Annotated in this window: 20 protein-coding genes; 14 read left to right on the top strand and 6 right to left on the bottom strand. The window is 49.0% G+C overall.

The window, feature by feature from the left end:
• Nucleotides 1–139 precede the first annotated feature (139 nt).
• The 4 genes from ACXAFR_RS01955 (at nt 140) to ACXAFR_RS01940 (ending at nt 4799) form a co-directional block, all read left to right on the top strand.
• Complete coding sequence (locus ACXAFR_RS01955; RefSeq protein WP_475171401.1) at nt 140–385, top strand: hypothetical protein; 246 nt, start codon at nt 140–142, stop codon at nt 383–385.
• Nucleotides 386–679: 294 nt separating this feature from the next.
• Nucleotides 680–2860, top strand: a complete 2181-nt coding sequence (locus tag ACXAFR_RS01950) for a VTT domain-containing protein (RefSeq protein ID WP_475171400.1) — start codon at nt 680–682, stop codon at nt 2858–2860.
• 49 nt (nt 2861–2909) lie between these two features.
• The gene (locus ACXAFR_RS01945) at nt 2910–3617 is read left to right on the top strand and encodes an endonuclease/exonuclease/phosphatase family protein (RefSeq protein WP_475171399.1); all 708 of its coding nucleotides are present in this window, start codon (nt 2910–2912) and stop codon (nt 3615–3617) included.
• 60 nt (nt 3618–3677) lie between these two features.
• Nucleotides 3678–4799, top strand: a complete 1122-nt coding sequence (locus tag ACXAFR_RS01940; RefSeq protein ID WP_475171398.1) for an AI-2E family transporter — start codon at nt 3678–3680, stop codon at nt 4797–4799.
• Here the strand turns inward: ACXAFR_RS01940 and ACXAFR_RS01935 are convergent.
• Together ACXAFR_RS01935 and ACXAFR_RS01930 are read right to left on the bottom strand one after the other, a co-directional pair.
• Nucleotides 4796–5476 carry a phosphatase PAP2 family protein gene (locus ACXAFR_RS01935; protein WP_475171397.1) on the bottom strand — a complete coding sequence of 227 codons (681 nt, stop codon included), beginning with the start codon at nt 5474–5476 and terminating at the stop codon, nt 4796–4798. The two genes, ACXAFR_RS01940 and ACXAFR_RS01935, sit on opposite strands and share 4 nt — an antisense overlap.
• A 31-nt stretch (nt 5477–5507) precedes the next feature.
• Complete coding sequence (locus ACXAFR_RS01930; protein ID WP_475171396.1) at nt 5508–6485, bottom strand: YihY/virulence factor BrkB family protein; 978 nt, start codon at nt 6483–6485, stop codon at nt 5508–5510.
• A gap of 624 nt (nt 6486–7109) precedes the next feature.
• Between ACXAFR_RS01930 and ACXAFR_RS01925 the strand changes: the two genes are divergently transcribed.
• The 3 genes from ACXAFR_RS01925 (at nt 7110) to ACXAFR_RS01915 (ending at nt 11021) form a co-directional block, all read left to right on the top strand.
• Entirely contained in the window at nt 7110–7364 is a 255-nt protein-coding gene (locus tag ACXAFR_RS01925; RefSeq protein ID WP_475171393.1) for a hypothetical protein, read from the top strand.
• 295 nt (nt 7365–7659) lie between these two features.
• Complete coding sequence (locus ACXAFR_RS01920; RefSeq protein ID WP_475171389.1) at nt 7660–9729, top strand: putative bifunctional diguanylate cyclase/phosphodiesterase; 2070 nt, start codon at nt 7660–7662, stop codon at nt 9727–9729.
• A 161-nt stretch (nt 9730–9890) separates the two neighbouring features.
• Nucleotides 9891–11021, top strand: a complete 1131-nt coding sequence (locus ACXAFR_RS01915) for a response regulator (protein ID WP_475171388.1) — start codon at nt 9891–9893, stop codon at nt 11019–11021.
• On the opposite strand, the gene ACXAFR_RS01910 is transcribed toward ACXAFR_RS01915, so the two are convergent.
• Together ACXAFR_RS01910 and ACXAFR_RS01905 are read right to left on the bottom strand one after the other, a co-directional pair.
• The gene (locus ACXAFR_RS01910) at nt 11018–13462 is read right to left on the bottom strand and encodes a hybrid sensor histidine kinase/response regulator (protein ID WP_475171386.1); all 2445 of its coding nucleotides are present in this window, start codon (nt 13460–13462) and stop codon (nt 11018–11020) included. The genes ACXAFR_RS01915 and ACXAFR_RS01910 overlap by 4 nt on opposite strands.
• Entirely contained in the window at nt 13452–14021 is a 570-nt protein-coding gene (locus ACXAFR_RS01905) for a heme NO-binding domain-containing protein (RefSeq protein ID WP_475171384.1), read from the bottom strand. Before ACXAFR_RS01905 ends, ACXAFR_RS01910 begins: the two co-directional genes overlap by 11 nt.
• A gap of 522 nt (nt 14022–14543) precedes the next feature.
• On the opposite strand from ACXAFR_RS01905, the gene ACXAFR_RS01900 reads away from it, so the two are divergent.
• The 5 genes from ACXAFR_RS01900 to ACXAFR_RS01880 all read left to right on the top strand — a co-directional run bounded on the left by ACXAFR_RS01900 (nt 14544) and on the right by ACXAFR_RS01880 (nt 22542).
• Nucleotides 14544–14855 (top strand): hypothetical protein, encoded by a 312-nt coding sequence (locus ACXAFR_RS01900; protein ID WP_475171382.1) that lies wholly within the window; start codon nt 14544–14546, stop codon nt 14853–14855.
• Nucleotides 14856–15037: 182 nt separating this feature from the next.
• Nucleotides 15038–16486 carry a TolC family protein gene (locus ACXAFR_RS01895; RefSeq protein ID WP_475171380.1) on the top strand — a complete coding sequence of 483 codons (1449 nt, stop codon included), beginning with the start codon at nt 15038–15040 and terminating at the stop codon, nt 16484–16486.
• Nucleotides 16473–17882 (top strand): efflux RND transporter periplasmic adaptor subunit, encoded by a 1410-nt coding sequence (locus ACXAFR_RS01890; protein WP_475171378.1) that lies wholly within the window; start codon nt 16473–16475, stop codon nt 17880–17882. Before ACXAFR_RS01895 ends, ACXAFR_RS01890 begins: the two co-directional genes overlap by 14 nt.
• Before the next feature lie 2 nt (nt 17883–17884).
• On the top strand, nt 17885–21022 hold the full coding sequence (locus tag ACXAFR_RS01885; protein WP_475171374.1) for an efflux RND transporter permease subunit: 3138 nt from the start codon (nt 17885–17887) through the stop codon (nt 21020–21022).
• Nucleotides 21023–21243: 221 nt separating this feature from the next.
• The gene (locus ACXAFR_RS01880; protein WP_475171370.1) at nt 21244–22542 is read left to right on the top strand and encodes a cation:proton antiporter; all 1299 of its coding nucleotides are present in this window, start codon (nt 21244–21246) and stop codon (nt 22540–22542) included.
• Between the two features lie 77 nt (nt 22543–22619).
• On the opposite strand, the gene bfr (ACXAFR_RS01875) is transcribed toward ACXAFR_RS01880, so the two are convergent.
• The gene (gene bfr / locus ACXAFR_RS01875; RefSeq protein ID WP_475171367.1) at nt 22620–23111 is read right to left on the bottom strand and encodes a bacterioferritin; all 492 of its coding nucleotides are present in this window, start codon (nt 23109–23111) and stop codon (nt 22620–22622) included.
• A 3-nt stretch (nt 23112–23114) separates the two neighbouring features.
• A complete protein-coding gene (gene bfr / locus ACXAFR_RS01870; RefSeq protein WP_475171364.1) occupies nt 23115–23588 on the bottom strand; it encodes a bacterioferritin in 474 nt (157 codons plus the stop codon).
• A gap of 529 nt (nt 23589–24117) precedes the next feature.
• Here bfr (ACXAFR_RS01870) and ACXAFR_RS01865 point away from each other — a divergent pair.
• On the top strand, nt 24118–25026 hold the full coding sequence (locus ACXAFR_RS01865; protein ID WP_475171359.1) for an SDR family NAD(P)-dependent oxidoreductase: 909 nt from the start codon (nt 24118–24120) through the stop codon (nt 25024–25026).
• 42 nt (nt 25027–25068) lie between these two features.
• Nucleotides 25069–25971, top strand: a complete 903-nt coding sequence (locus ACXAFR_RS01860; RefSeq protein WP_475171353.1) for an SDR family oxidoreductase — start codon at nt 25069–25071, stop codon at nt 25969–25971.
• The last annotated feature ends 55 nt before the right edge of the window (nt 25972–26026 follow it).

Here is a 26026-nt window from a genome sequence, read left to right as displayed (position 1 = left end):
AGTTTATCAAGATTTGCAGACAATCAGGAGAAAGGGCACCGCATGATGAGGACAGGGGCCTAAAATAACATTCGTCCTTAAAGTTTGTCTCCGCGCGATAGCGGTAGAGAGCGAATTTTAAACGAAGGAAGCAAATCAAATGCATACACAAAAAATGGCTAGTAATCTCGTGAAATTAGGTTACCTCGACAAGTGTGAAATCGAGGAAACACGCAGTCACAATGGATACAAAGTGGTCACCCTTTGTGACACTGAGTCAGGGGAAGATCGTTACACCCTTACCACGAGGGATGAAAAAACACTCGTGCTGCCCGATAGAGAATCCGCGATGGATTTTGCTGTCGACCTGGGTTTCGAAAAAGGAAATATTACCGTCGTTAAGTAACGTGGTAAGCGTTCTTTAATTCTTTCATGCCCCAGGTCAATGCCAGTTCATGATCTGGGTGCCGTCGCCGGGAGCCTTCAATAGTAAAGCGTCTTCCGGCTTGACGCTCAATTCTGCCGTTCTTGCAGTTGATGTCGGCGAGCTTACTAAACACCTCACCGCGATGTGTTAATCGCGTTATACGCTAACGCTCGCTGTTGACTTGATATCGCGAGAGGCGATTGTTTTCGGCGAGAATCTTCGATCTCGTTTTCTGCTTAGAGCATGTTTACAGACAAAGGAGAACGTTGACGGATGTCTGAGGATAATGTCTTTTTAAAAGGTCACAACTGTTGGCGCGAATCTCTTGCTACTGCGGCTGCGCCGCTAATAGATTGCGGCAACTATTACCGAGCGCTCCATCAGGCAATTTGTTCCGCTCAGCATTCGATCTTCATCGTCGGCTGGGATATTGACAGTCGCATCGAATTATTGCGTGGGCAAGAGGCTGAAGCGTCGGCAGTGCCAACGCAAGCCTGTGAGTTACTTGCATGGAAAGCGCGACAAAACCCGTCGATTCAGATCTACCTGTTGCGCTGGGATTCTTCGTTGGCGTTTTTCAGTGACCGGGAGATGTGGGCCCAGGAAGTCTGGGATACCCGTACACCAGATAATGTACATGTTTGGTTAGACGATACGATACCCATGGGAGGCAGTCAGCATCAAAAGCTTGTTATCATTGACGATGTGATTGCGTTTAGCGGTGGAATGGACATATCCACCAATCGCTGGGATACCAGGGATCACCTGCCTGACGATGATCGTAGAATTGATCCCGATGGCTATTATCCGCCATTGCACGACGTACAGTTGCTGACTTGTGGACCGATCGTTGGTGAATTTGCCGAATTGGTTCGATGGCGGTGGAACCGGGTGGCCCCGGAACCGTGTATAGATGCTCCCAGCGATGTAAACCTACAAGTGTTTTCGCCAACGTCTTTACCTGAGGTGTGGCCAGAGGCATATCCGCCAACGCTTTTTGATATGCCGTGCGCGCTGGCGAGGACCATTCCCTTTATGGACGAAGTCGAGCCGGTGCAAGAAGTGCGTCGGATGTTGCTCGATCTCATCAACAGTGCAGAACGATTTCTCTATATTGAAAATCAATTTACAACGCGTCAGGAAATTGCTGAAGTCTTAAATCGTTGTCTTAAAGAGAAACCGGATTTACACCTACTCATCGTAAGCACCTATAGCCCCAAAAATACCTTTGAGTGTGAGGCCTTTTGGGCGAGCAGAATAGATTTTAAAAAAATCCTGGAGAGTGGCGTCGATCCTTCCCGGGTGCGACTGTGCTATTCATCAGTGCATCAAAAGGGTAAACAAATTGCCGACAAGAAAATTCACTCGAAAGTGATGATGGTTGATGATCGCTATCTGGTCATTGGGTCGTCAAATATCAGTAATCGCTCCATGACGCTCGATACAGAAGTCGATCTGGTGTTCCGTGGCGATACACCCTGTCAGCGAGAGCAGTTGCTTAAGGTTCGAGACGACTTACTTGCGGAGCATACGGGGCACTCCATGGCGGAAGTCCGTCAGTGCATCGATTCTCACTCTCCGTTGAATCAGTTGTTGTCAAATCAGCCGATAGATCGGTATCACTTGCGTGAAGTCGACGACAGCCAATTCACAGATCAGTCCTGGCAAAACGTTTTCCAAACCTTATCTGATCCGGAAGAACCATTGATTCCGCCGGTGTCGGGCCTCGGAGAGAAACCCATGCAATTCCGAAATCCCCGCAAGAAAACCCTGTTGATGGCGATTGGTGCAGCGGCATTTGTTGTATTGCTGGCAGTGGTATTTTTATTCGCCAGCCAAATGCCCTGGTTCACCACTGAGAATTTAAACGAGTTTCTCCATGCTAGTCGGGGAACACTGTGGGCTTTGCCAACGGTTTGTCTCGTCTATGTCGTGGGCGGGCTATTGTTCTTCCCTGTTACAGTATTGTCGTTAGCTGTGGCTGTCGTTTACGGGCCGGTCTTTGGGCCTCTCTATGGCATCTGCGGTGCTCTGCTCAGTTCAGCGTTGCTCTTCTTTATCGGCCATGGCTTGGGCAATGCGGGCATACGTCGGCTGCTGGGCGATAAGGTCAAGGCGGTCGATGAAAAAATTCGAGACAGCGGGGTGGTTGGTATCGCTGCAATCCGTTTGCTGCCGGTGGCGCCGTTTAGTCTTGTCAATTTGGTCGCCGGAATTTCATCAGTGACGCTGTTTCAGTTCCTGCTTGGCACCTTTTTAGGGATGTTCCCGCCCATGATTGCGAAAGGTTTAGTCGGCGATTCGTTGACGCAAATCTTTATGAATCCCTCTCCGCAATCAATCGCTTATCTTGCAATAGGGATTGGCTTGTGGATTGCCATGATCGTCGGATCTCAAAAATGTGTTCGCTTCTTCCAGCAGCACAAACAGAGACGTCAAGAAGGCTTAGCCTGAACTATAATGATAATAAAATTGTCCATCCCTTAGCGTGGTGAACGAAACGTTGAAATTAGTAACCTACAATATCCATAGTGGCGTAGGCACAGACGGTCAACAGGATTATCAGAGAATATCTCAGTTTTTGCAGGAGCAGGATGCTGACATAGTGTTGTTGCAGGAAATGGACACACGTCCAGAAGAGCGCACTGTGGATGGCGACATAGCGGCGATATGCGGCGATCACTTTACTTCCTTGGTACCGTCGCCGGCACTTAATGAATCCTCTGGCTGGTACGGTAATGCAGTGTTGTCTCGTTTTCCTGTTGAATCCAGTAAAACAATCGATGTCAGTCAGGAGGGGTATCAGCCCAGAAACATTCAAGAGGTTGTGCTGAAAACAGATTCAGGTCCGCTGAGGGTTGTGAATACCCACAAAGGGTTAAAGCGTCGTGAGAGACGACAGCAATTCGCAATGCTTTATGAGTATGTTCACGCCTTGGATGAAAATCCTCTGTTACCGCTCATTGTGGGAGGGGATTTCAACGAATGGCAGTTGTTTACGACGGCGTTTCAGCATATGGATGAAACGCTATCTGCCCATTCAACCTCGGCGACCTTTCCCTCACGCTGGCCGCTGTTTCGGCTCGATCGAATCTGGACTGGTCACGATGTCGATGTCAATAATATCCGCGTTTTGAAAAATGCCGACACCCGGTTACTGTCTGATCACCTTCCGATCTTACTAGACTTTCAGCTGCGCCGCGTCGCGTGATCTATCGACAGATCCCTCCTCCTGTGGCAACGTAGCTTCTCCCAAATAGAGGTTAACGATATGGACTCGACGCCGAGCTGGCATTATATGGTGTTGTCCGCCGGGCTGGTGGTTTTTCTGTTGGTGTTTATTCATTTGCTGGCACCGATTCTGTCTCCTTTTCTGATTGCCACAGGTCTGGCGTATTTTGGGGATCCTGCGGCCGATCGTTTTGAAAAACTCGGTTTAAGCAGGACGCTGTCGGTGGTCATCGTTTTCATTCTCCTGACGATTGCCGGCGCCATATTGATTCTGGTGACAGTTCCGTTACTTGGTCGGCAGCTGGATCTTCTTATGGGCAAGATTCCTCTGTGGTTAAATACTCTTCAGTCGACCGTACTTCCTTGGTTACAAGAAAAATTGGATCTGCCAAGTGACAGTCTGCCGGTGACGAATTTCGCATCGGTGTTAAAAGACAACTGGGTTGGTGCTGGTGAATTCCTAACAGCTCTTTGGGGAAGAATTGCGGGTTCCAGTCTGGCGCTCATCGGCTGGACAATGAATGTGTTTTTGATACCGGTAGTGACGTTTTATCTGCTGCGCGATTGGGATGTCATGGTTGCTAAAATCCGTCAGCTCTTGCCTGGACGCTGGGAAGGGAAGGTGGTGCAAATTGCCCGTGAATGCGATGAAATTCTCGGCGCTTTTGTGCGCGGACAATTGCTCGTTATGGTCGCGCTTGCCATTATTTACAGCTCTGGGCTCGCCTTGGTCGGGCTCGATTTGGCGCTGTTACTGGGTTCGCTGGCGGGGCTTGCCAGTGTTGTGCCTTATCTGGGGTCCATTGTCGGTATCGCCGCGGCAGGTATCGCTGCTTATTTCCAGTTTCAGGAACTTCTGCCATTGCTCATGGTGGGGATGGTTTTCGTCGTCGGACAGATTTTAGAGGGTACGGTTCTAACGCCGATGCTCGTCGGTGATCGAATCGGTTTGCATCCGGTTGCCGTTATTTTTGCCGTCTTGGCCGGGGGGCAGCTATTCGGCTTTACCGGTGTGCTTCTGGCACTGCCTTTTGCAGCCATGCTAATGGTTGCGGTCAGGCACCTTCACTCTCGCTATTTGCAGAGCCGTCTGTATCGTAGCGGGAGAGAGGCACCTACAACAGAAACTATCGATGGCGAATCACTTGATGAGAGTACTTAATGTTTCATCAGCCGATTCTGCACATAAACACTCAGTAAAGCCCAGCTGCCACCGAGCAGCCAGGCGGCTAACACATCACTGGGCCAATGGACTCCGAGGTAAACTCGGCTGATACCGACTGATACGACGATTGTGGCTGCACAGAAAAACACATACCCGCGTAAACGTCGGTTTGAAAGGCTATTGGCGATCAATCCGGCAATGGTAAGGTAAACGACGGCTGCTGCGGTGGTGTGTCCACTTGGAAAGCTCGGTGAGGTGACCTCCATAATGTGAGGGACCAGGTCCGGGCGAGGGCGGTCGATAAGATGTTTCAGACCATAATTCAGTGTCGCACCACAGGCAATTGCCATCAATAGAAAAAGTCCGCGGCGATGCTGTTCATTGAGAAAGAAATAAACACCCGCCAGTATGCTGAACAAGGTGCTTAGCATCGTACCACCGAGACCTGTTATATCTCTCATCGCTTCTTCAATTCCCAGTCCACCGATTGGGTCGGCGAGGTCTTGAGGATTTCTGAAGGATAAAAGCAGGGCCCTGTCAAAATCCCAAATGGCGTCATGACTAGCAATTTTCAACAGAGATAAAAAGGCAAGCGTCGCTGCTGTGATAAATGTCGCCAGCAGCCATGGCTGAACTCGCATGGCGTGACGAGGTAACGGTGAAGAGAATCGCATAGAGTTTTTTCTAACAGCGCCTGGATCTTGTTTAATGAAGGTGGGTTTTCGGTGTGTTTGGTGTGCTTGCAACGGTATCAGCCACATAGGCACCGCGTTGTCCAATATCTCTTGGAGGGCCGACTGTGCTGTCCCGCCGGGTTTGTAATTCAGTTGCTGCGTTAAATTCGGCGCCGAGTAAAATAATGAAAGCGGTGAGGTAAAGCCACATCAGTAGAATGACAACGCCGCCAAGAGACCCGTAGGTTTCGTTGTAACTTCCGTAGTTCGATACATAAAACGAAAATCCAGCAGAGGCGACAATCCAAATGGTTGTAGCGATCAGGGCCCCAGGCGTTGTCCAGCGCCACTTCGCCGCACGACGGTGAGGGCCGAACCGATAGATTGCCATCATGGCAAGGTTAAAGAAGACGGCCAATAGGGGCCAAGATGCACTGGTCAGTAGCCAGTCCAAGTATTTCGCGACACCCAGTAAGTTCAAGACGATGGGGAGGATGGCTATGACGGACAAAGCCACAAACACGAAGCCTATCGCTGCCGCCGTAAAAGCCATTCGCATCAACAGCTTCATAAAAAACGATCGCTCTTGCTCCTGCCGGTAGGTGATATTACAGGCCGTGATGATGGCATCTGCGCCGCGGCTGGAACTCCATATGGCCAGCAATGTACTCGAAATAGCACTGACACTCAGGGTCGTCTCGGACTTGGCGGCCAGTGTTGTGACCTGTTGCAGCAAGAGCGCATGGGTCTCTTGGGGCAAGAAATTGATCATTGACTGAACTTGGGCGCTGGCTTCTTCCACGGAGTTAAAGAGACCGTAACACGAAAGGAGAGCCGCAATCGCAGGAAAAATGGCCAGCAGAAAATAAAAGGCAACGCCAGCAGATATGAGGGACAGGTTATCTTTGTCGATTTGTACAAAAAGTCGGCGAACAATATCCCACCAGCCAATCAGCGGTATATCTGTCGGGGTGTTGGCCTCGCGGCCACGGTGCTGGCTGTAGAACACAGGATTCTCCTGAGAGGAAAGGTCATCGACATAGATCGCCACTCTAGATACGACATGCCAACACTCACAGTTTACTTGGGGTGAAGATAGGCGGAGGACAGGAACAGGCTCTAGGCTTTTAAAAGGTGCCCGTCAGAAAAAAGCTAAGACGATTGTTTGATTTACAAGAGTCGAATGCAATTTTGTAGATTTGCGTGTCGATCCCGAAATGATTGGGGGGACGGTGGCAGCAAAAATATATGTTGTTTTATACGTCAATGCCCGTCAATCTTTACGAAATTTAGCCCTGTATGCGCAAAATCGTCCTTTTGGCAAGAAAAGTGTGAAAAACGGTAATTTTTAACTTTTCCAATCCGGCCGATGGTATAGTCTTTGCCGCAGTCTCAATGATCTCAGTCAAAACATTCTCATCTGTCTGGTCAAGCAATCGCAGTTTCGAGGGTCGAGATCAACATGTTTTATTGTCAAATAGTGCTGCTACATCCTGTCGTTGTTTTTAATCCTCTGGGCGAAGAGGTTGTCCGTCCTATTGGATACGGCGATGGTATGTCGTGAGATTTTCCCGGGTTGCGCTACCCATTGATGATAAAACAGGGAATTGGGACTTTACCAAGGAGATGATTAATGAAACGAAATCTCTTACTACTAAGAGACTTCAGTCTGGGTTCTGTTGGAATCCTGATGGGATTGGGTGTATTTCTCTATTCAAGTGAGCAATCAGCGGAAGCGCCCACCGTCGTTCCGGTCGTTGACGGCACCACCATGTCAGCCACAGTACCGGTCACGCTGGATGTTAAGCCTGTGAGCATGCCGTTGCAGGGAGATTCTGAAGACTCTCTGCAAGAGCGTGAGCCGATCGGTCAAACCATCAGTATGTAATATCGAGTCAGTGACTTTACACTGACCAGCAGTCCAGTCATCGGCGATGAGCTTTCCGCTTTTTTCGGAAAGTTCTCGCCACCTTCCCCCATCTGTCTACTTTCTTTGCCAACTTAAATCGTAAAGGTTGTCGTGCTACCGGTAGCTTTTATCGTTTTTGAGTAATTCTGGCGCATGTTTCCTTTGTTTGGCTAAATTGCTCGGTTGGCCTGGATCGGCTGTGTCTATACTTTTTTAGAATAGAAAAATAGTAATGCTCTTAGCTGCAGGCGGCACAGGTATAAGGCAAAACGGGTTGAAATACTTTAAAGAAAGCATCAGTCGTCGTTTTGTTGGTGTCATGGTTGCCGTTAATGCCGCTGTCTTGGCGTGCGTGCTTCTGTTTTTCACGTTTAGCCAGCAAAGAACATTGCATTCCCACTTTGATGATCGAATAAACACACAGCTCACTGTGTTGAGCAGCACCTTGGCCCCATCGATATTTTTTCATGATAAACGTCAGGCGTTGGCTATCCTCGAAACTCTACAAACGGATAGGGCAGTGTTACGCGCTGATGTCTTTAACAGTGCCGGTGATTTGTTTGCGTCTTATGCCAGCACTCAAGCATCTTCCCGCGATTCGACGGATCTCGAAATAAATCGTCTATTGAGTTATGAAGGTGAAGCATTAGGGCGGATCGAAATACACGTCTCTCGTGGAGAGCTCAAACAATTGCTCAGTCGTATGGTGGGTTATTCTGTGCTCATCTACGTGTTCTCAGTAGGGATCTCCTTTGTCTTGATTCAATGGATGAACTCCATAATTTCTGCACCCTTTCGCGAGCTGTTGACCACGGTACGTGCCGTTGCGCACACCAAAGACTACAGTTTGAGGATTAATGTTGCCGGAAGGGATGAGCTATCACATCTCGGTAGTCAGTTTAATATTATGTTGAATCGAATTGAGGAGCGAGAAAAGGCGTTGGAGAAAAAGATCTCTCAGCGCACAGAAGAGCTGCAATCTCTCGCTGAACAATTTCGGCACCGGGCGCTGCATGATTCACTAACCGGATTGCGCAATCGCGCTTATCTGCTCGATTATTTCGACCATGCTGTCGCGCACGCCCAGCGGTATGATTTGAAATTCGCTTTGATACTTCTAGACCTGGATAATTTCAAGACGATTAACGATACCTTAGGGCATGATGCCGGTGATGAATTATTGCGGGTGGTCGCCAATCGTCTGGTGAATCATTTACGTCGGGAAGATACCGTCGTGCGCCTCGGTGGTGATGAGTTCGTTATACTTATTGAAAACGTCAAGCATCCTCATAACTTTTCCGCCGTCTCAGATTTGATCCTCAACACCATTAAACAAGAAGTTACCCTGGGTAAGCAGAAAGTAAAGGTGACCGCGAGTCTTGGAGCCAGTGTCTATCCGGATCATGGCACGGATTTAAATCTGCTTAAGCGCAACGCAGACATTGCCATGTATCAGTCTAAAGATCAGGGTAGAAATCAATTTCAGCTATTTGAAAGTTCAATGGAGGATCAGCCGGCATTTCGATTTTTGGTGCAAAGTGATCTTCCTGCGGCTCTTGAGAACCGAGAATTACAGCTGTATTTCCAACCCAAAGTGGATGGACGCAACGGTAAAATTATTGGATGTGAAGCACTTATTCGATGGAATCATCCCCGCCACGGTTTTTTGTCTCCCGATTCCTTTATCAGTATGGCTGAGCAAACCGGGTTTGTGCGTGACATTGATTACTATGTGATAAACGAGGCTTGCCGGCAATTGGCGGTTTGGAGAAACGCGGCCGACATTGAGGCCATACCGATTGCAGTAAATATTTCAGCCACTCAATTTGCAGACAATCAATTTACCCGAAAGTTGTCCAGCATTTTACAAAACACAGAAACTCCCCCTCATTTATTGCAATTGGAAATAACAGAAGCCTCTTTCATACATAAACCTCAGGATACGATTAACATTCTTAATCGAATAAGATCCCTAGGTATTAAACTGAGTCTGGATGATTTTGGCACGGGATATTCGAGTTTGAGTTATCTTCGCCAGTTACCATTAGACGAAGTTAAGCTAGATCGTTCCTTTATCACTGATCTCGTAGGAAATCGTCGCGATGCAGAGTTGATTCGAGGAATTGTGTCGCTAGTACAAAAGCTTGGCTTTTCAGTTATCGCAGAAGGTATTGAATCCGAACAGCAAATGGGGCAGCTTCTCGAGCTCGGGTGCTACATGATGCAGGGGTATTATTTTATGCCGCCAGTAACCGCCGCGGCTCTAGAAAGCTACATCACCGTCAATACTGAACAGAGAAAACAGCTTAAAGCCTCGGAAAGTAAGACCGGAATGGCAAGCTAGACAAGGGGCGCTTCATGAGACATATCCATCAGAGATCATACTTCGTTTTACCCTGTGGGATTGCTATCGTGAATTGGCGAATGCGTAATGCTCTAACTATGCTTATTCAAAGAATTTAGCTGTTTCTTGCCGCATTAATTACGAATCTGCGACGCTAATCTATGGACAGTGAAAAGCCCAAACTGCTTCTCGTTGATGACTCTGCACTGGATCTCCAGGTGTTGGTCGAAAATCTGCGCGATGACTTTACATTGATGATTGCCAAAAACGGTGCCAAAGCCATTGAGATCGCATCCGGGAACCATCCCCCCGAGGTTGTTTTACTCGATGTTAACATGCCGGATATGAGTGGCTACACGTGTTGTGAGCGTATTCGGGCCATGCCTCAATGTCAAAAAATAGAAATACTTTTTGTCAGTGCAAATCATACTCTGGAAGAAAAGCTAGCCGGCTATGAGAGCGGCGGTAGTGATTACATTACTAAGCCTATTCAACCAGAAGAAATTCGTAAAAAAGTGTCTCTTGCCGCACAGAGGTTTCGCGGCTTTCGGCATGTGGTCGAAGAAGCGCAGATGGCAAAGGTTGCAGTAAGTTCTGCTCATCGAGAATGGGAAGAACAGGCGATAGTTGTCGCATTTTTGCGAGACACATTGGCGACAGAAGACTGTTGTCTTTTGGCTGAAGAAGTTGTTCAGGCGGTTGGTGCTTTAGGCTTAAGTGTGAGCATTTTGCTCAATTATGGCAGTGAATCGGTTTGTCTTTCGACTTCCGGAGAAGTTCCTCCGTTGGAGAGAGAGTTATTGATTGCTCTACGCGGCGGAGAGCGATTAACGCAGAGCGGTTCACGCTTAATGATTCATTTGGAGCAGTTGTCTCTGTTGGTAAAAAACATGCCGATGGAGGCTTCTCCCGATGCTGCGCGATTACGAGACTGTGTCGAACTTATCGCCGAAGGTGCGGGGGTGAGAGTTGCTGCAATCGAGATGGTGAAGCACTCACAACGCATGTTTTCAAATTGCTGCAAAATGATGTCCAAACTGCGTCAACATCGGGAGGACGTTCGTAATAGTGGCTTGCAGGACTTGGAATCCTTGGTAGAGGAAATCAATCGTCAATCTACGGAAATGGGGTTGACTGAATCCCAAGAAAAGCAGCTGCACACTCTCTTACAGCAGTTTTCGGATCGAGGTGGCGAGTGGTTTTCCGATGATTCCGGCGTCGAGCAGGAGATGGAAAACCTGTTTCGCAAGTTGGCGGAAGGTCAACGAGTACCGCTCATTGCACCACATTAGTGGTTGGTCAATATGTCAGTAATAATCATTTTTGCGGTGTCTATCTCATAGTCACGCATTGCGGTTCCAAGCTGTGCAATGGGTTCTTGCAGATATTTTAAGGATGCTCCATCGAGTTTCGCGAAGAGGTGTTCTGCAGCAACGATATCCTGTTCCAGCAAATTGCCGATTTCCTTCAGCATGACGAGGACCTCTTCTTCGGCTACAGGCGCTTCGCCTGTAGCCACCTTTTGTCCTAGTGTATTGTCGATCGAAGAAGGGAGCTCTGGTATTTGTTCAATAAGTGTTTTCATATGATTGGCGAGTCGGCGTAAAAGTTCGTCGGGAATGATGTGCTCTCCCTGTTTTAGTCGATGCTCAATCGCTGCGGCGGCATCTGATAGGCTTTTCGCACCTAAATTGCTGGCGCTGCCTTTAATTTGGTGAACCAGTGCTTTTGCATTTTGATAATTTTCATCCTGTAAATGTTGGATGAGCAAGCATGGTGCTTTAGAAAATTCCTCTACGAATTTGGTCAGAAGTTTCAGTAAAAGCTCTTCACGACCACCCAGGCGCTCAATGGCGTCGACAATTTCAAAGTCCGTGTGATTCACTAGGTGTTGCAAATAGTGAAACAAAGGGGTGGTTCTTGGTGTATTGGATTGGTTGGTGTGCGCCGCCGTGACGACGTGGTCATTCCGAGCGTCAGTCGTGGCAGCGGTCTGAGGCTGTTTTTTGAGGTTGCGCGCGCGGGCCGTTATTTGCAGTCCGGCAATTTTAACACGCAGTGTTTCCGGGTCTAGAGGCTTGGTCAAATGCTCTTGCATGCCCGCTGCGAAGCTCTTGCGTCGATCTTCTGGTTGCGCGTGGGCTGTCATCGCAATAACGGGAACATCTGACATGTCGGAATGCATTTGGCGTATATGACGGGTTGCTTGCAAGCCATCCATGCCTGGCATCTGAACGTCCATTAAAACCAAGTCTGTAGAATGCACTTGAAGATAGGCGATGGCTTCTGGGCCGCTGTCGCAGGTGGTGACTTCGCAGCCCAAATCTCTCAGAAGTGTGGTTGCAACCTGTCGGTTAATGAGGTTGTCGTCGACGATCAGCACGTCGAGCCCGTGCAGTGCGGATTGGTCCAACGATTGTTGGGAGTCATCCCCATAACTGGAAGAAGATTCTGGGTCGAGTATCGCCTGGATGAGTTCACCGCCCCTCACTGGTTTCAGCAGTTGAATCTGGGCTTGATCAGGCAGGTCTCCCATGTCTTCAAAGTTGACCAACGAGATCACCTGAAGGTTTGGAAGTTGATCATTCAAGCAGAGCCAGCTCGTGCGTGCGGAGTAGGATATGTGTGACAAATCCAGCAGTAAAACGGAATGCAGCTGTTGCTTCAATTGTGTGCTGTCGATTTCTTTGGCTTCATTGGCAACGACCAGATTGCCAATATTCAACCGGCTCAGTAATTTTCGTATTTTGTCTCGGTAGTGAAAGCTTTTTGAAAGCAATATGACTTGAAAAGCCTGTAGCTGATCGCGACAGATCGATGCGAGGCTGGAGTAGTCGACCACGGGTAGGGTTAAGGTAAATGAAAAGCGAGAACCTTCGCCTGGGGTAGAGTCTAAGTCGATGGTCGCGCCGAGAGCATCAACAATGCGAGCGCAGATGGAGAGTCCGAGCCCGGTACCTCCGTAACATCGGGTCACGGAGGTGTCCGCCTGACTGAAGGCATTGAAAATGTTTTTCGCTTGTTCTGGCTCAATGCCTGCACCAGTATCACTTACGGCAACTTGAATACGGCCTTCGCCTAAATAATCTGCAGAGACAAGAATTCGGCCTCGCTCGGTAAATTTAATGGCATTGGAGATAAAATTACCGATAACCTGCTGAATTCTAAAGCCGTCCCCGCGAAAACCATTGGGCAGCATGGGATCAATTTCCGTTATCAGATCCAGGCCTTTTTGGCGAGCGCTGGCGGCAAAGTTATGGGCGACGACTTCGAGTGTATGGCGTAAGTCGAAGTCGATGGATTCCAGTTCAATACCGACCGATTCAATTTTGGAGAAGTCTAGAATATCGCTGATAACAGAAAGCAGGAGTTTTCCGGATTCAATGGCTGAGTTAATCAGTGCGGCACGCTGATCGTCATTTTTGCAGCGACGTAACGAGTACAGCATACCCATCACACCGTTAAGCGGTGTTCGTATCTCGTGACTCATGTTTGCCAAAAAGTCGCTTTTTGCGCGCGCACTGGCTAGGGCTTCATCTCTCGCCTGAGCGAGGTCGGCTGTTCGGTCGCTGACTTCTTGTTCGAGATTCTGGAAGAGTTCGGACAGCTGCTTGTTGATGTGATACAGCTCGTGGCTTTTACTTTCGAGCAATGATTCCGCCTGACTGCGGGCGTTGCGCTCGCGTTCATAGCGACGACGCCATTTATCTGCTTCTGTTGTGTCACTGGTCATGATTGGACTCAGCGGTGTTGGGCCAATTCAGTTGAAATACGGTGATTGGCCGACCTTCTGAGGTCTCTTGGTGACGCTTTATGGTTATCGCTTCTTTGAAAATAACACTGGTGGCGTCGATTAAACCATGAGCTACATCCTGGAGAGAGCGCTCTGAGTCATAGCGTAATACCAGGGTACTATCCGGTTTTTCCTCGTGGGTAAAGCGAGGGAGCTGTGCGTCAGGAAACAGTTTAAGGACCTCTTCGTGAATGTGCTGATCCACATTCATGATGAACTGGCGGTGAGTTTTTGCCTCGTGAAAGTAAGCGGGAAACTTGCGGGCGAAGGTATTTCCCAGGTAGCGCCCAAGTTCGTAGAGCAGTTGCTCAAGGGGAATCTCGGTTTTGCGATGTAATTCGCTTACCAAGTCAACCAGTTCTTGAAAATCGTAGGTGGCTACGGAGGTGTAGGCACCCTGAGAGGGGGGAGACACGGCCTCGATCAAATCATCAATCATGTCCAATCCCCAGCGGGATTCGACCATGTCCATAAATTCAGTAAATACCATGCCTTTCATGAGGAATCTGTCTCTCGCTTGTTAAAAGGAGACATCCGCACTACTATAGATGCCGTTGACAATTGACCGGTACTTCTTGGCCTTTGGTTGTTCTTTAAGGTACCTCTGATGGGGAGTCTGAGCGGCCACGTCGTAAACCATAGGCAACTCCCTGGCCGGTCTCTGCTTTGATTCGCCAAAGATTGGCCATCAATGAAAACGTTATATTCCGTTAGTTTAGCAGTGAAACGGGATCTCACTTGGATCATCCTCGTAAGATTTTCGAGGCGTCCTGGTGATGCCTTCTTCCTATTTGTAAATACAATTTACACGAGTGTTATGGCGCTTAGAGGTTTACAGCTTGCCCCCTTCTGTCTGACTGATCAGACATGGCGTCCTATTCTCTGTTTGCGTTTGAAATCTCGATTACTGGTGGCGCTATTGGCGCTGGTCTTGTGTTTCCCTGCATCGGTTTTCGCATCATTTGGCGGCTGCAGTGGGGCTATGACCGAGACGTCCCAAATCCTTGCGCATGAACATGGGATGTCTGATGTTAATGTGCAAGCTCACGTGTCCATGTCTATCGATGCTAGCCATCCAGATGTCAGTCATGTAACGGTAAGCCATGATCAATCGTTATTGAATGATGATCATAGCGATCATCATGATTGTTGTAACAGTGACGACCAGAGTGAACAGCACTGCAATATGTCGCAATGCTATGCCAAGTTGCCGGTCCTCGGGTCATATGTGGATCTCGCTGTTGGCGCAGCCTCTCACTTTGTTTTTGTTTCCGAGTCGGCAGCCTTGCCGATGACTCGCGTCTCCCCCCATTACCGACCTCCAATTCTCTAAGTCTCTTTTCTTTTCCGAGCAACTACGTCGTCTGCGAATTACATCGTCGTTATTTGAGGGCGTCTTAGCAGTATACCGTTAAGTGGATTTTCGACGGCGTGCTTTAAGACCTATCCCGACTTATGGCGAGTGATGCTCGTTGTTTCGACTTTTCCAAGAACTGATTCGTAGAGGAGAGGGCAATGTCCTTTCATCGAAATTTGCGGCACAGGATCGTCAAGAAGAGTTGGCTTCTTTTCGTTCTGCCCTGGATGGCATTTGCCGACGGCAATGAGCCACTGAAAATGACGCTAGAGCAAGCCATCATAGCCGCACAAACAAGCGACCCTTGGTTGCAAGGCAGCCGCTTGCAACAGCAATCCCTCGACGCGCAAAGTGTTGCTGCAGGACAAATTCCTGATCCTGTGGTTTCTTTAGATTTAGCCAATCTCCCTGTAGACACGGGTTCCCTTCACCAGGAAGCCATGACGCAGATGCGTGTGGGTATCGCGCAACGCCTTCCTCGTGGTGACAGTGCACATTTACAGTCACAGGTTTTTTCTCAAGAAGCGCGTGTGCAGCGTGCTATGTCCCGCGAGCGGCGGGTGAGCTTACGTCAGCAAATTTCTGTAACCTGGCTGGAGATGCTCAGGTTTCAGGAAACACTTGAGCTCATCGGGGATGATCGCCACCTGTTTGAAGAGTTGGTTGCACAGATTGGTGCCAGCTATCGGCTCGCTGCAGGTTCGACTCGGCAGCAGGATTTGATCCAGGCGGAACTGCAGCTTTCGCGATTGGATAATCGTATTCTTATGTTAAATCGACAGCGTGAGAATCAGTTTGCACGTCTGCAAACGTGGTTACCGGATCTCAATGCAGGCTTCTTAAATGATTCGTTAGCGGGCGCAATTCCCACGCCAACACCAGCAATACAGACGCTGCTTTCGGTAACGGCAGAGCAAAGATCATCGCTGTTACAACGTTATCTGTTGAAACATCCAACCATTGCCATTTGGGATGAACGAATTGCGATTGGTGATACCCAGGTTGCGTTATCAGAGCAGAATTATAAACCTCAGTGGACGCTTTCTGCGGGCTATGGTTACCGCGACGAAGACCCCCAAGGCGTCGATAGAGCGGATCTGTTTTCCGTTGGGGTGAGTTTTGACCTGCCTCTGTTCACTGGCAAACGTCAAGATCCATTGCGGCGGGCCTCACTTGCACAGCGGGAAAAGCTCTCTACTGACAGGGTGCTGGCATTGCGTGGAATGTACTCCCAAGTTGAGCAACAGCTCATTACATTGCAGGGGCTGGACAAGCAGTTGGCATTGTACAAACAGGAGCTGCTGTCCGGCGCTGAGCAGGATGCGGAAGCGAGTTTGATCGCTTATACCAATGATCGGGGTGATTTTACCGATTTGGTTTCTGCCAGAATTCGCGAACTGGATACCCGTATCGAGTGGGTGTCTCTTACGATTGATCGCGCACAGGCGATCACACAGCTCAACTACCTCTTGTACGGTTATGACCGCGCTGTATCTTCTCAGAGTGCTCAATCGGTAGATGACCCTCTCGCCTTGAAAGACCCTCAATCATTAACAACTTCAGTGTCATCGACTCGCTTACAGGAGCAGCCTTATGTTGACCAATAAAAGCACACTTGCAGCTGTTCTAGTAGGCGCTATTATCGGCAGCGCTGGTACCTGGGTCTTTCGGGGAGCGCTTCCGCATTCAGAGGAGTCAAAGGCTTCCGTCGAAAAACAACCGCTCTACTGGGTGGCGCCAATGGATCCGAACTATCGCCGTGATGAACCTGGAAAATCACCCATGGGTATGGATCTAGTGCCGGTTTATGAAGACGATGAAACCCAGGGTAATTCTTTCGGAAAAGGTGTGATTGACGTCGATCCTGCCGTTGCAAATTCACTCGGTGTACGAGTTGCCAAAGCAAGGTCACGCGTCCTTGATCCTAAGATAGCCGCCTTTGCATTATTAGAATATGACGAGGATCGTCTGGTTCACTTGCACCCCAGAGTTGCTGGCTGGATCGAAAAGCTCTACGTCAAGGCCAAAGGAGATCCCATTGAAAAGGGGCAACCCGTTTATACCTTGTATGCGCCGGAGTTGGTGAATGCCCAGGAAGAATTTCTGTTGGCCGTTTCCCGTCAGAATAACCATTTAATTGACGCCGCCAAAGGGCGCCTGAGAGCGCTGGAATTTTCTGAGGAGGCCATCAAAAACTTACAAGCATCCAAACAAATTCAACAGCAAGTGACCTATTTTGCTCCAGTCGATGGAGTGGTAACGCAATTGGATGTTCGCGAGGGTTTTTATGTACAACCGGCAACCACTTTGATGAGTCTTGGATCTCTTTCAACCATTTGGGCGGAAGCAGAATTGTTTGAACAACAGGCATCTCAGGTCGCGATTGGTCAGCCCGTAACGATGACCTTGGATTACTTTCCAGATAAACAATGGCTAGGTGAGGTCAACTATATTTATCCGTCGATTGATTCCGCATCACGCACCTTGCGAATCCGATTACGGTTTGAAAACGCCGATCAACAGTTGCGCCCTGGTATGTACGCACGAATCGCTATTGCATCGGAAAAGCAGGAGGCTGTCGTAACCGTTCCCGAATCTGCCGTCATTCGCACAGGTTCTCAGAATAGAGTGGTGCTGGCATTGGATAATCATCGATTTAAAAGTGTTGCAGTGTTAACTGGCAATGCCGATGACCAAGGTATTGCTATTACAAAAGGCCTTAAAGCAGGGGACAGCGTGGTTACCTCGGCTCAGTTTTTGATGGATTCGGAATCCAGTAAAACATCGGATTTTGAGCGCCTGGATGCGTCTACCCGTGAAGAGGCGATTCCGCACGACTCCATGGACCATGACTCTATGGATCATGATTCTATGGATCATGATTCTATGGATCATGATTCTATGGACCATGATTCTATGGACCACGACTCTATGGACCACGATTCTATGGACCACGATTCTATGGATTTTGATTGGTTAGATGACCTTAGAGAAGGAGAATGACGATGATCACTGCTGTCATTCAATGGTCTATCAAAAACCGTTTCTTGGTTCTTTTACTGACGTTAGCCGTGACTTCTGGTGGTATCTATTCGTTAAGTAAAACGCCTATAGATGCAATACCCGACCTGTCTGACGTTCAGGTCATCGTAAAAACCTCCTATCCTGGACAAGCGCCTCAAGTGGTCGAAGATCAGGTGACTTATCCTCTGACAACGGCGTTGCTGGCGGTTCCCGGTGCGGTAACCGTTCGCGGTTACTCGTTCTTCGGAGATTCCTATGTTTATGTCCTGTTCGATGACGACACGGATCTCTATTGGGCACGCAGCAGAGTACTGGAATATCTCAGTCAGGTAACACCCAATTTGCCGGAGACTGCAAAACCACAACTGGGGCCCGACGCCACAGGCGTTGGCTGGGTATACCTGTATGCGCTCGTGGATTCCACCGGTCAACATGATCTCTCCGAATTGCGAAGTTTGCAGGACTGGTTTTTAAAATTTGAGTTGCAAACGGTTGATGGTGTGTCCGAAGTTGCGACCGTCGGGGGTATGGTCAAACAATATCAGGTGGTTGTCGCGCCGGATCGCTTGCGCGCTTATGGGTTGACTATGCCTAAGATTGCCGCTGCCATTCGTTCCAGTAATCAAGAGGTCGGCGCGTCTGTTGTCGAAATGTCTGAAGCGGAATACATGATTCGGGCAAGTGGCTATCTGGATTCCCTTGAGGATATTCGAAACATTTCTCTCGGTGTTACCGAGAAAGGCACTCCGCTGCTTTTAGGTCAGATTGCAGATGTACGCGTCGGCCCTCAGATGCGACGAGGTGTGGCGGATTTGAACGGTGAGGGAGAAGCGGTTGGCGGCATCATCGTCATGCGTTACGGCGAAAATGCCAAGGCGACCATTGCTGGAGTGAAAGCGAAGCTGGCAGAACTCAAGTCGGGTCTGCCTGAAGGCGTTGAGATAGTGCCAGTGTACGACCGCTCAGGGCTTATTGACCGGGCGATTGATAACCTCTGGCATAAACTGCTCGAAGAGTTCGTCGTCGTCGCTTTAGTGTGCTTGGTCTTTTTGTTTCATTTACGTTCTTCTCTGGTCGCCATAATCACTCTGCCGGTCGCGATACTAGCCGCGTTTACGGTCATGCATATCCAGGGAATTAACGCCAACATCATGTCATTGGGCGGTATTGCCATTGCCATTGGAGCTATGGTTGACGGCGCCATTGTGATGGTGGAAAACCTGCACAAGCATATGGAGCGCACACCGTTAACCAAAGCGAATCGTTGGCAGCTTGTCGCCCAAGCGACCCGGGAAGTTGGACCAGCACTGTTTTTCAGTCTGTTAATCATCACGGTGAGTTTCGCGCCGGTATTTGCGTTGGAAAATCAGGAAGGGCGCATGTTTAGCCCTCTGGCCTTTACGAAAACCTATGCCATGGCGGCAGCGGCGATATTGTCGATTACCCTGGTGCCCGTATTAATGGGCTATGTGGTTCGAGGCAAGATTTTGCCCGAACACCGCAATCCTCTTAATCGCGCGTTAATTGCTCTCTATCGACCTGTTTTAGACTGTGTATTGCGGTTTCCCAAATTAACCCTCGTACTGGCGTTATTACTGCTTTCCACGATAATGTGGCCGTTGAGTCGAGTCGGGTCGGAATTTATGCCGCCTCTCGATGAGGGCGACCTGATGTATATGCCGACCACCTATCCGGGAATTTCAATTGGTGAAGCGCGGCAGGTACTTCAGGTGACCGATCGAATGATCGCTCAAATTCCTGAAGTGGACAGTGTGTTTGGCAAAGTGGGGCGAGCGGATACCGCAACGGACCCAGCCCCATTGACCATGATTGAAACATTCATACAGTTAAAGCCGCGCAGTGAATGGCGTGAGGGAATGACCACTGAAAAGCTCAAGCAGGAACTCAATCGGCGAGTACAGTTGCCAGGGTTGACCAATGCCTGGGTAATGCCCATAAAAACCCGTATCGACATGTTGGCGACGGGTATCAAAACGCCCGCCGGCATTAAAGTGGCCGGGCCAGATTTGGCGGCCATTCAAAACATCGGAAAACAACTGGAAGAGATACTGTCTGACCTACCCGGAACGGCCTCTGTTTATTCTGAGCGAGTTGTCGGGGGACGTTATCTGAACATTGATATTGATCGACAGAAAGCTGCCAGGTACGGACTCAGTATTCAGGATGTCCAGTCGCAACTGGCGCTTGCGGTCGGTGGCATGTCGGTGACGCAAACGGTTGAAGGGTTGGAACGTTATCCTGTTAATGTAAGGTTTCCTCAGGCCTTTCGGGATTCTCCGGAAGATCTACGGCAGCTCTTAATCATCAGTCCGACGGGGGCTCAATTGCCCCTGGGCGAAATTGCTAATATTCAAATCGCCGATGGACCTCCAGGGATTAAAAGTGAAAATGCTCGTCCCAACGGCTGGACCTTTATCGATATTGATGGGGTGGATATCGGGCACTATGTCGAACAGGCGAAAGCTAGGGTGGCAGAGTCAATCCAACTGCCTCCGGGTTACTCCTTAACCTGGGCTGGGCAGTATGAATATATGGAGCGAGCCCAGGAAACCTTGTCTCTGGTGGTGCCGATGACTCTGGCAATTATCGCTCTGTTGCTCTACCTCAATTTTCGGGGATTTACAGAAGTCGCCATATTGATGTTGACGCTTCCCTTTGCCTTACTCGGCAGCCTTTGGCTGCTGTATTGGCTCGACTTTAACTTTTCTGTTGCTGTTGGGGTTGGAATGATTGCTTTGGCTGGCGTGGCGGTTGAAATTGGCGTCATTATGCTGGTATATCTTGAGCATGCTTGGCGTGATCGCACAACCGGTGGGACTGAGTCTCAACAGGTCCAGCTGAAGGTATTGAAAACGGCGATCGCGGAGGGCGCCGGACTCAGGGTGCGACCGGTGATGATGACCGCCACGTCAATCATTTTGGGGTTGCTGCCTATTTTGTTTGGGGCGGGAACTGGATCCGAGATTATGCGTCGAATAGCTGCCCCGATGGTGGGGGGTATGATAACGGCCATGGTACTTTCGCTTTTGGTTCTGCCTGCCATTTTTTATCTTTGGCAAGCGTCAAGCATAAAAAAGGCGAGATTGGATGAGCGTTAGGCGCTGCTTGAAAAGTTTTGTCTGTTTTTAATCCCTTTTTTGGCATCTAGGGTATTCTTGACCGTTTTCTGATGGTTCTTTCCTGGGGTGTTCTGCAACCGGTCTAAAGGATGTGGGATACCACCTCCGGCAGGTACGTCTTTATCAGAGCTTTTTTGATCAAGCAGGGTTGATTAAAAAAGCTCTGCGTCCGTTTCTATGTTTGTTTAGGACTCTATGCCATGAGCGCTTGGTATCTTCTGTGTTTTCTTTCCGCGTTGGCGGTATTTATCGTTTTTGCCAATCAGTACATTCTTAAGCTGCAGCCAACGATTGCCATTACTACGGGTTCCGTTGTCATCTCATTGTTGTTGATGGCTCTGGTGCGCTGGGTGGATCACGGCATCGCCCGATCCGTAATGGAAACGGTATCCAGCTTGGATTTTAATCAGTTGTTGCTCAAGGGGATGTTAGGTTTTTTGCTGTTTGCTGGCGCGCTTGAGATCGATTTACACGCGATGCGAAAGCGGCGCTGGGAAATTACCATTCTGGTCCTGTTTTCAACCCTGGCGTCAACTGTAATGGTCGGCTATCTCGCTTACTGGGCGTTGCAGTTGGTTGGTTGGGGCATTCCACTGATTTACTGTCTGTTGTTTGGGGCGTTGATCAGCCCGACGGACCCCATCGCGGTATTGGCGATCATTAAGCAGATGAAAGCGCCAGAGGGCATTTCCATTAAAGTGGAAGGTGAGTCCCTATTCAACGATGGTGTTGGTCTGGTGGTATTTACCACCTTATTTTCTGTTGCATTTTTGGGAACAGAACCCAGTGTTGGCAGTGTTGCGGAATTGTTTTTCAAAGACGCGTTAGGCGGCGTTTTGTTTGGGTTTGTCCTGGCGTTGCTCAGCCATATACTTTTGATCAATACCCGAGACTCTAATATTCGTGTCCTTATCAGTATGTGTGTTCCTTCCGCCGGTTTTGCGTTGGCAAACGTATTGGAAATCTCCGGCGCCTTGGCGATGGTTGTGGCTGGCATCTTTATTGGCAATGTGACCCGTGCGCGATTAAAGGCGCGCGATCCCAATCACAGTAGCGCGAATGTGCAGCATTTTTGGCATGCAACCGACAGCATTCTCAATGCGTTGTTGTTTCTGTTGATTGGATTGCTGTTGGTGACGTTTCCCGTTTCTCTCGCGGAAATCGGCATCGCTTTCATCATGATTCCCTTGGTGTTGTTGTCTCGTTTTATCAGTGTGGGGATACCGTTTTTTCTGTTTCGTCGCTTTCGTCAGTACGATGCGCATTCGGTTGCAATTTTAACCTGGGGAGGGTTGCGAGGCGGTTTGGCCTTGGCGATGGCGGCATCTATTCCTGCCGGTTCGCTGAGCATTCATGGCGCCGATTTGCACAGCCTGATTTTGCTGATGACCTATGTGGTCGTGATCTTTTCTATCATCGTACAGGGGCAAACAATAGCACCGTTGATTCAGCGCAGTATCGCAGCGGGGGAGGCGGAAGTTAAAGCGGTGATTACCTGAGAAGTCTAAGATCTGTAGCCATAAAAAAACCAGCTCTAAGCTGGTTTTTTTATGGACGTTTTTTTCAGAGTGGGGTATCAGCTTCCCGGGCTGGGCTCTTCTCCCATCATGGCTTGCTGATAATTTTCCAATCCCACTTTCTGAATCAGGCCCAGTTGCTTTTCGAGCCACCAAGCGTGATCAACTTCGGTATCATCGAGTAATTCTTCGAGAATTTCTCGAGTTTGGTAATCCTTAACGGTTTCGCATACGGCAATGACATCTTTCAGTGCATTAGCAACGGCGTATTCCACTTGCAGATCGGCGTCCAACATATCGGGCACATCTTTCCCAATGCGGATAGCCTCACGCGTTACCATATCCGGTCTGCCTTCGAGGAACAGAATGCGAGCGATCAATTTTTTGGCATGATCTCGCTCGTCGTAAAATTCGTGATCGACACGCTCGTAAAGCTTCCACAGCCCCTGATCTGCGTACATTTCCGCATGGCAGAAATATTGATCCATGGCTAATAACTCGTAAGCCAAAAGCTTATTGAGTCCGTCAATGACTTGTGAATTGCCTTTCATAGATTAGTCCTCCGACATCATGGACTGTAGATAATTCTGAATACCCACTTTGTCGATCAGGCCGAACTGAGTTTCCAACCAATCGACATATTCTTCTTCGTATTCGAGAATGCTTTCAAGAATTTCTCGAGTCACGTAATCTTTCTTTTCTTCGCACAGGGCGATGGATTCGCGAAGCAGAGGCAAATACTCGGTTTCGTAGTCGAAATCGCATTTGAGCATTTCTTCCGCATGTTCACCAATGCGCAATTTCTCAAGGTGCTGCAGGTTAGGCAGGCCTTCCAGAAACAGGATTCGCTCGATTAAATCATCGGCCTGTTTCATATCCTTAATGGATTTTTTGTAGCATTTCTCGTTGAGTTCATCCAGGCCCCAGTTCTTGTACATGCGGGCATGGAGAAAGTATTGGTTTATGGAGGTGAGTTCGCTCGTCAACACTTTGTTGAGCTGAGCTAGGATTGCTGGATCGCCTTGCATGACTGATTCCTCTGCATTGTCGAAGATTGCAAGCAGTCTACGTCAAAAGTTGACGTCAGTCAAAAAAATCTAATAAAAACAATGGGTTACAAAACAATATTGTTTGTATTGCTGTTCGCATTTGTGGTTGGTTCGCATTTGGTAACCACTCTTTTTTGGCAGGTTGCTGTAGGCTTTACGCGGCCTGCAGGTAAATATCGTCTATTTTTCAATATCTTAACGGCATTCTACTGTCAAATATCGTACGCATGGTTTCTATTTGAATGACTTGTGGCGGGTATTGTGGCCGTGACATATCGTCAGTTTGTATCAAATTGTATCCGTTTGACGAGTCATGGTACGACCAATGGAAACCTTGGTTTCAGTTTTGGATCTTGTTTTACCAGTGATGATCGGGTTTTCTAGCCCGGTGCAAACATCTTTCAATGTGTGTGTTTACCTCATCGGTAATCACAGACTTGGCGAGGCCGGCATCCGTTAAGGTGGAGCCGGTTTTCACGGTTAGAATGAGAACAGTGAGCAAATAATAATGCAAAATCTTCAAGGGAAAACCGCGTTTATCACCGGTGGTGCCAGTGGCATTGGGTTGGGGATAGCGAAAGCCTTGCATGGGGCTGGTATGAATGTGGTGATTGCTGATATTCGCGATGATCATCTCGCGGCGGCAATTGATGAATTTGGCGGTGCGAATAATGTGCTGCCGTTAACGGTTGATATCACCGACAGGGATGATTACGCCCGCGCCGCTGACGCCGCAGAAGCACAGTTTGGTAAAATCCATCTGTTGTGCAACAACGCGGGCGTCGCTGTGGTTGGTCCCACAGAAATCGCAACCTACGCCGATTGGGACTGGGTGATGGGGGTGAATCTTGGCGGAACGATAAACGGTATCGTCACCATGCTGCCAAGGATGCTCGCCCATGGTGAGGGTGGACACATCGTCAATACCGCCTCCATGTCTGGGTTGGTTCCCCATGCTGGCGCAACAATATACGGTGTCAGCAAAGGCGCTTCAGTTCATATGATGGAGCTGATGAGGGGAGAGCTGGAACCGAAAGGTATTATCTGTTCAGCGTTTTGTCCCGGCGCCGTGCAATCCAACATTGCCGATGCTGCTAAAACCCGGCCCGCCGATTTGAACGACACAGGTTATGCGGATGCCGATAAGGGGCGACAGCAGGGTGGCAGTTTCTTCCATCTCTATCAAACCAAAGAGGAAGTGGGTGAGCGAGTACTGCAAGGTATCCTCAATGATGAACTCTATATCATGACCCATAGCGAGTTTCGTCAGGGCATTGAAGATCGCACTGAAGCTATGCGCGCAGCTGTGCCTAAACTGCCGGAAAATGAGGAGTATCGGAAGACATTTTCTGTGCTCTTCCACAATCCAATTCATCCCGCTGAAATCGAACGTCAGAGAAGGCTGAAATCTTCCTGATCGTGCTTCTGTTGAAGCACATTAAGTCATAGGACAATAAGTATGATTGAATTAAACGGTAGAACAGCCTTCGTTACCGGTGGCGCCAATGGTGTTGGGTTTGGGCTGGCGCGAGCACTTTTGCGAGAAGGGTGTAAGGTTGCTATTGCTGATATCCGGCAGGAATCGATCGACAAAACGATCGTTGAGTTGGATTCGCCGTCGGTTATGGGTGTGCAGTTGGATGTTTCCCGTCGGGATGACTTTGCCGTGGCCGCGGACAAGGTTGAAGAAACCTTGGGGCCTGTGTCGCTGTTATTCAACAATGCGGGGATCAATCTCTTTCAGACGATTGACGAGTCCAGTTATGACGACTGGGATTGGGTGATGGGGGTGAATCTGCATGGCCCAATAAACGGCATCCAGACGTTTGTGCCGAGGATGAAAGCTCGCGGAGAAGGGGGCTATATCGTCAATACCGGGTCAATGGCCAGCTGGTTGGCATCCGGTGCCCCGGGTATCTATAACACGACGAAGTTTGCGGTGCGTGGTCTGACGGAATCTTTGCGTTACAGTTTGGCGCCTCATGGAATTGGAGTGTCGATTCTCTGTCCAGGTTTGGTTAAAAGCTATATTTACGCCAGTGATGACATACGTCCGGAAACCTTAAAAGCGCAGGCAAAACCAGTCGACGTTGACAATGTTAAGCGCTTGTCAGAAGTGCACGAATTTGGCATGGAGCCAGATGTGATTGCTGAAAGAGTGCTAGAGGCCATGAGGGAGAATCGTATGGTGATCTTCTCCCACCCGGAATTTAAAGAAGAACTCTCTGCGCTGTTTGAAGAATATCTGGAGGATTTCCGGTCTTATCCAACTGATGCCGGGTTTGAGCAACGCATCGGCTTTGAAGAGTTTCGCCGTCAACGCTACGCCGAGGCACGGGAAGCCGCGCGCAAAGCGACGTAAAAAGGAGAGGCGGGTAAGAAAACGTTGATCGATTGTTGGTCGATTGGCGTAAAAT

It is taken from the genome of Pseudomaricurvus sp. ABR4_320 (assembly GCF_056159445.1).
Note: the sequence above shows the minus strand (reverse complement) of the source record. Positions and strands in the feature narration are given on the sequence as shown.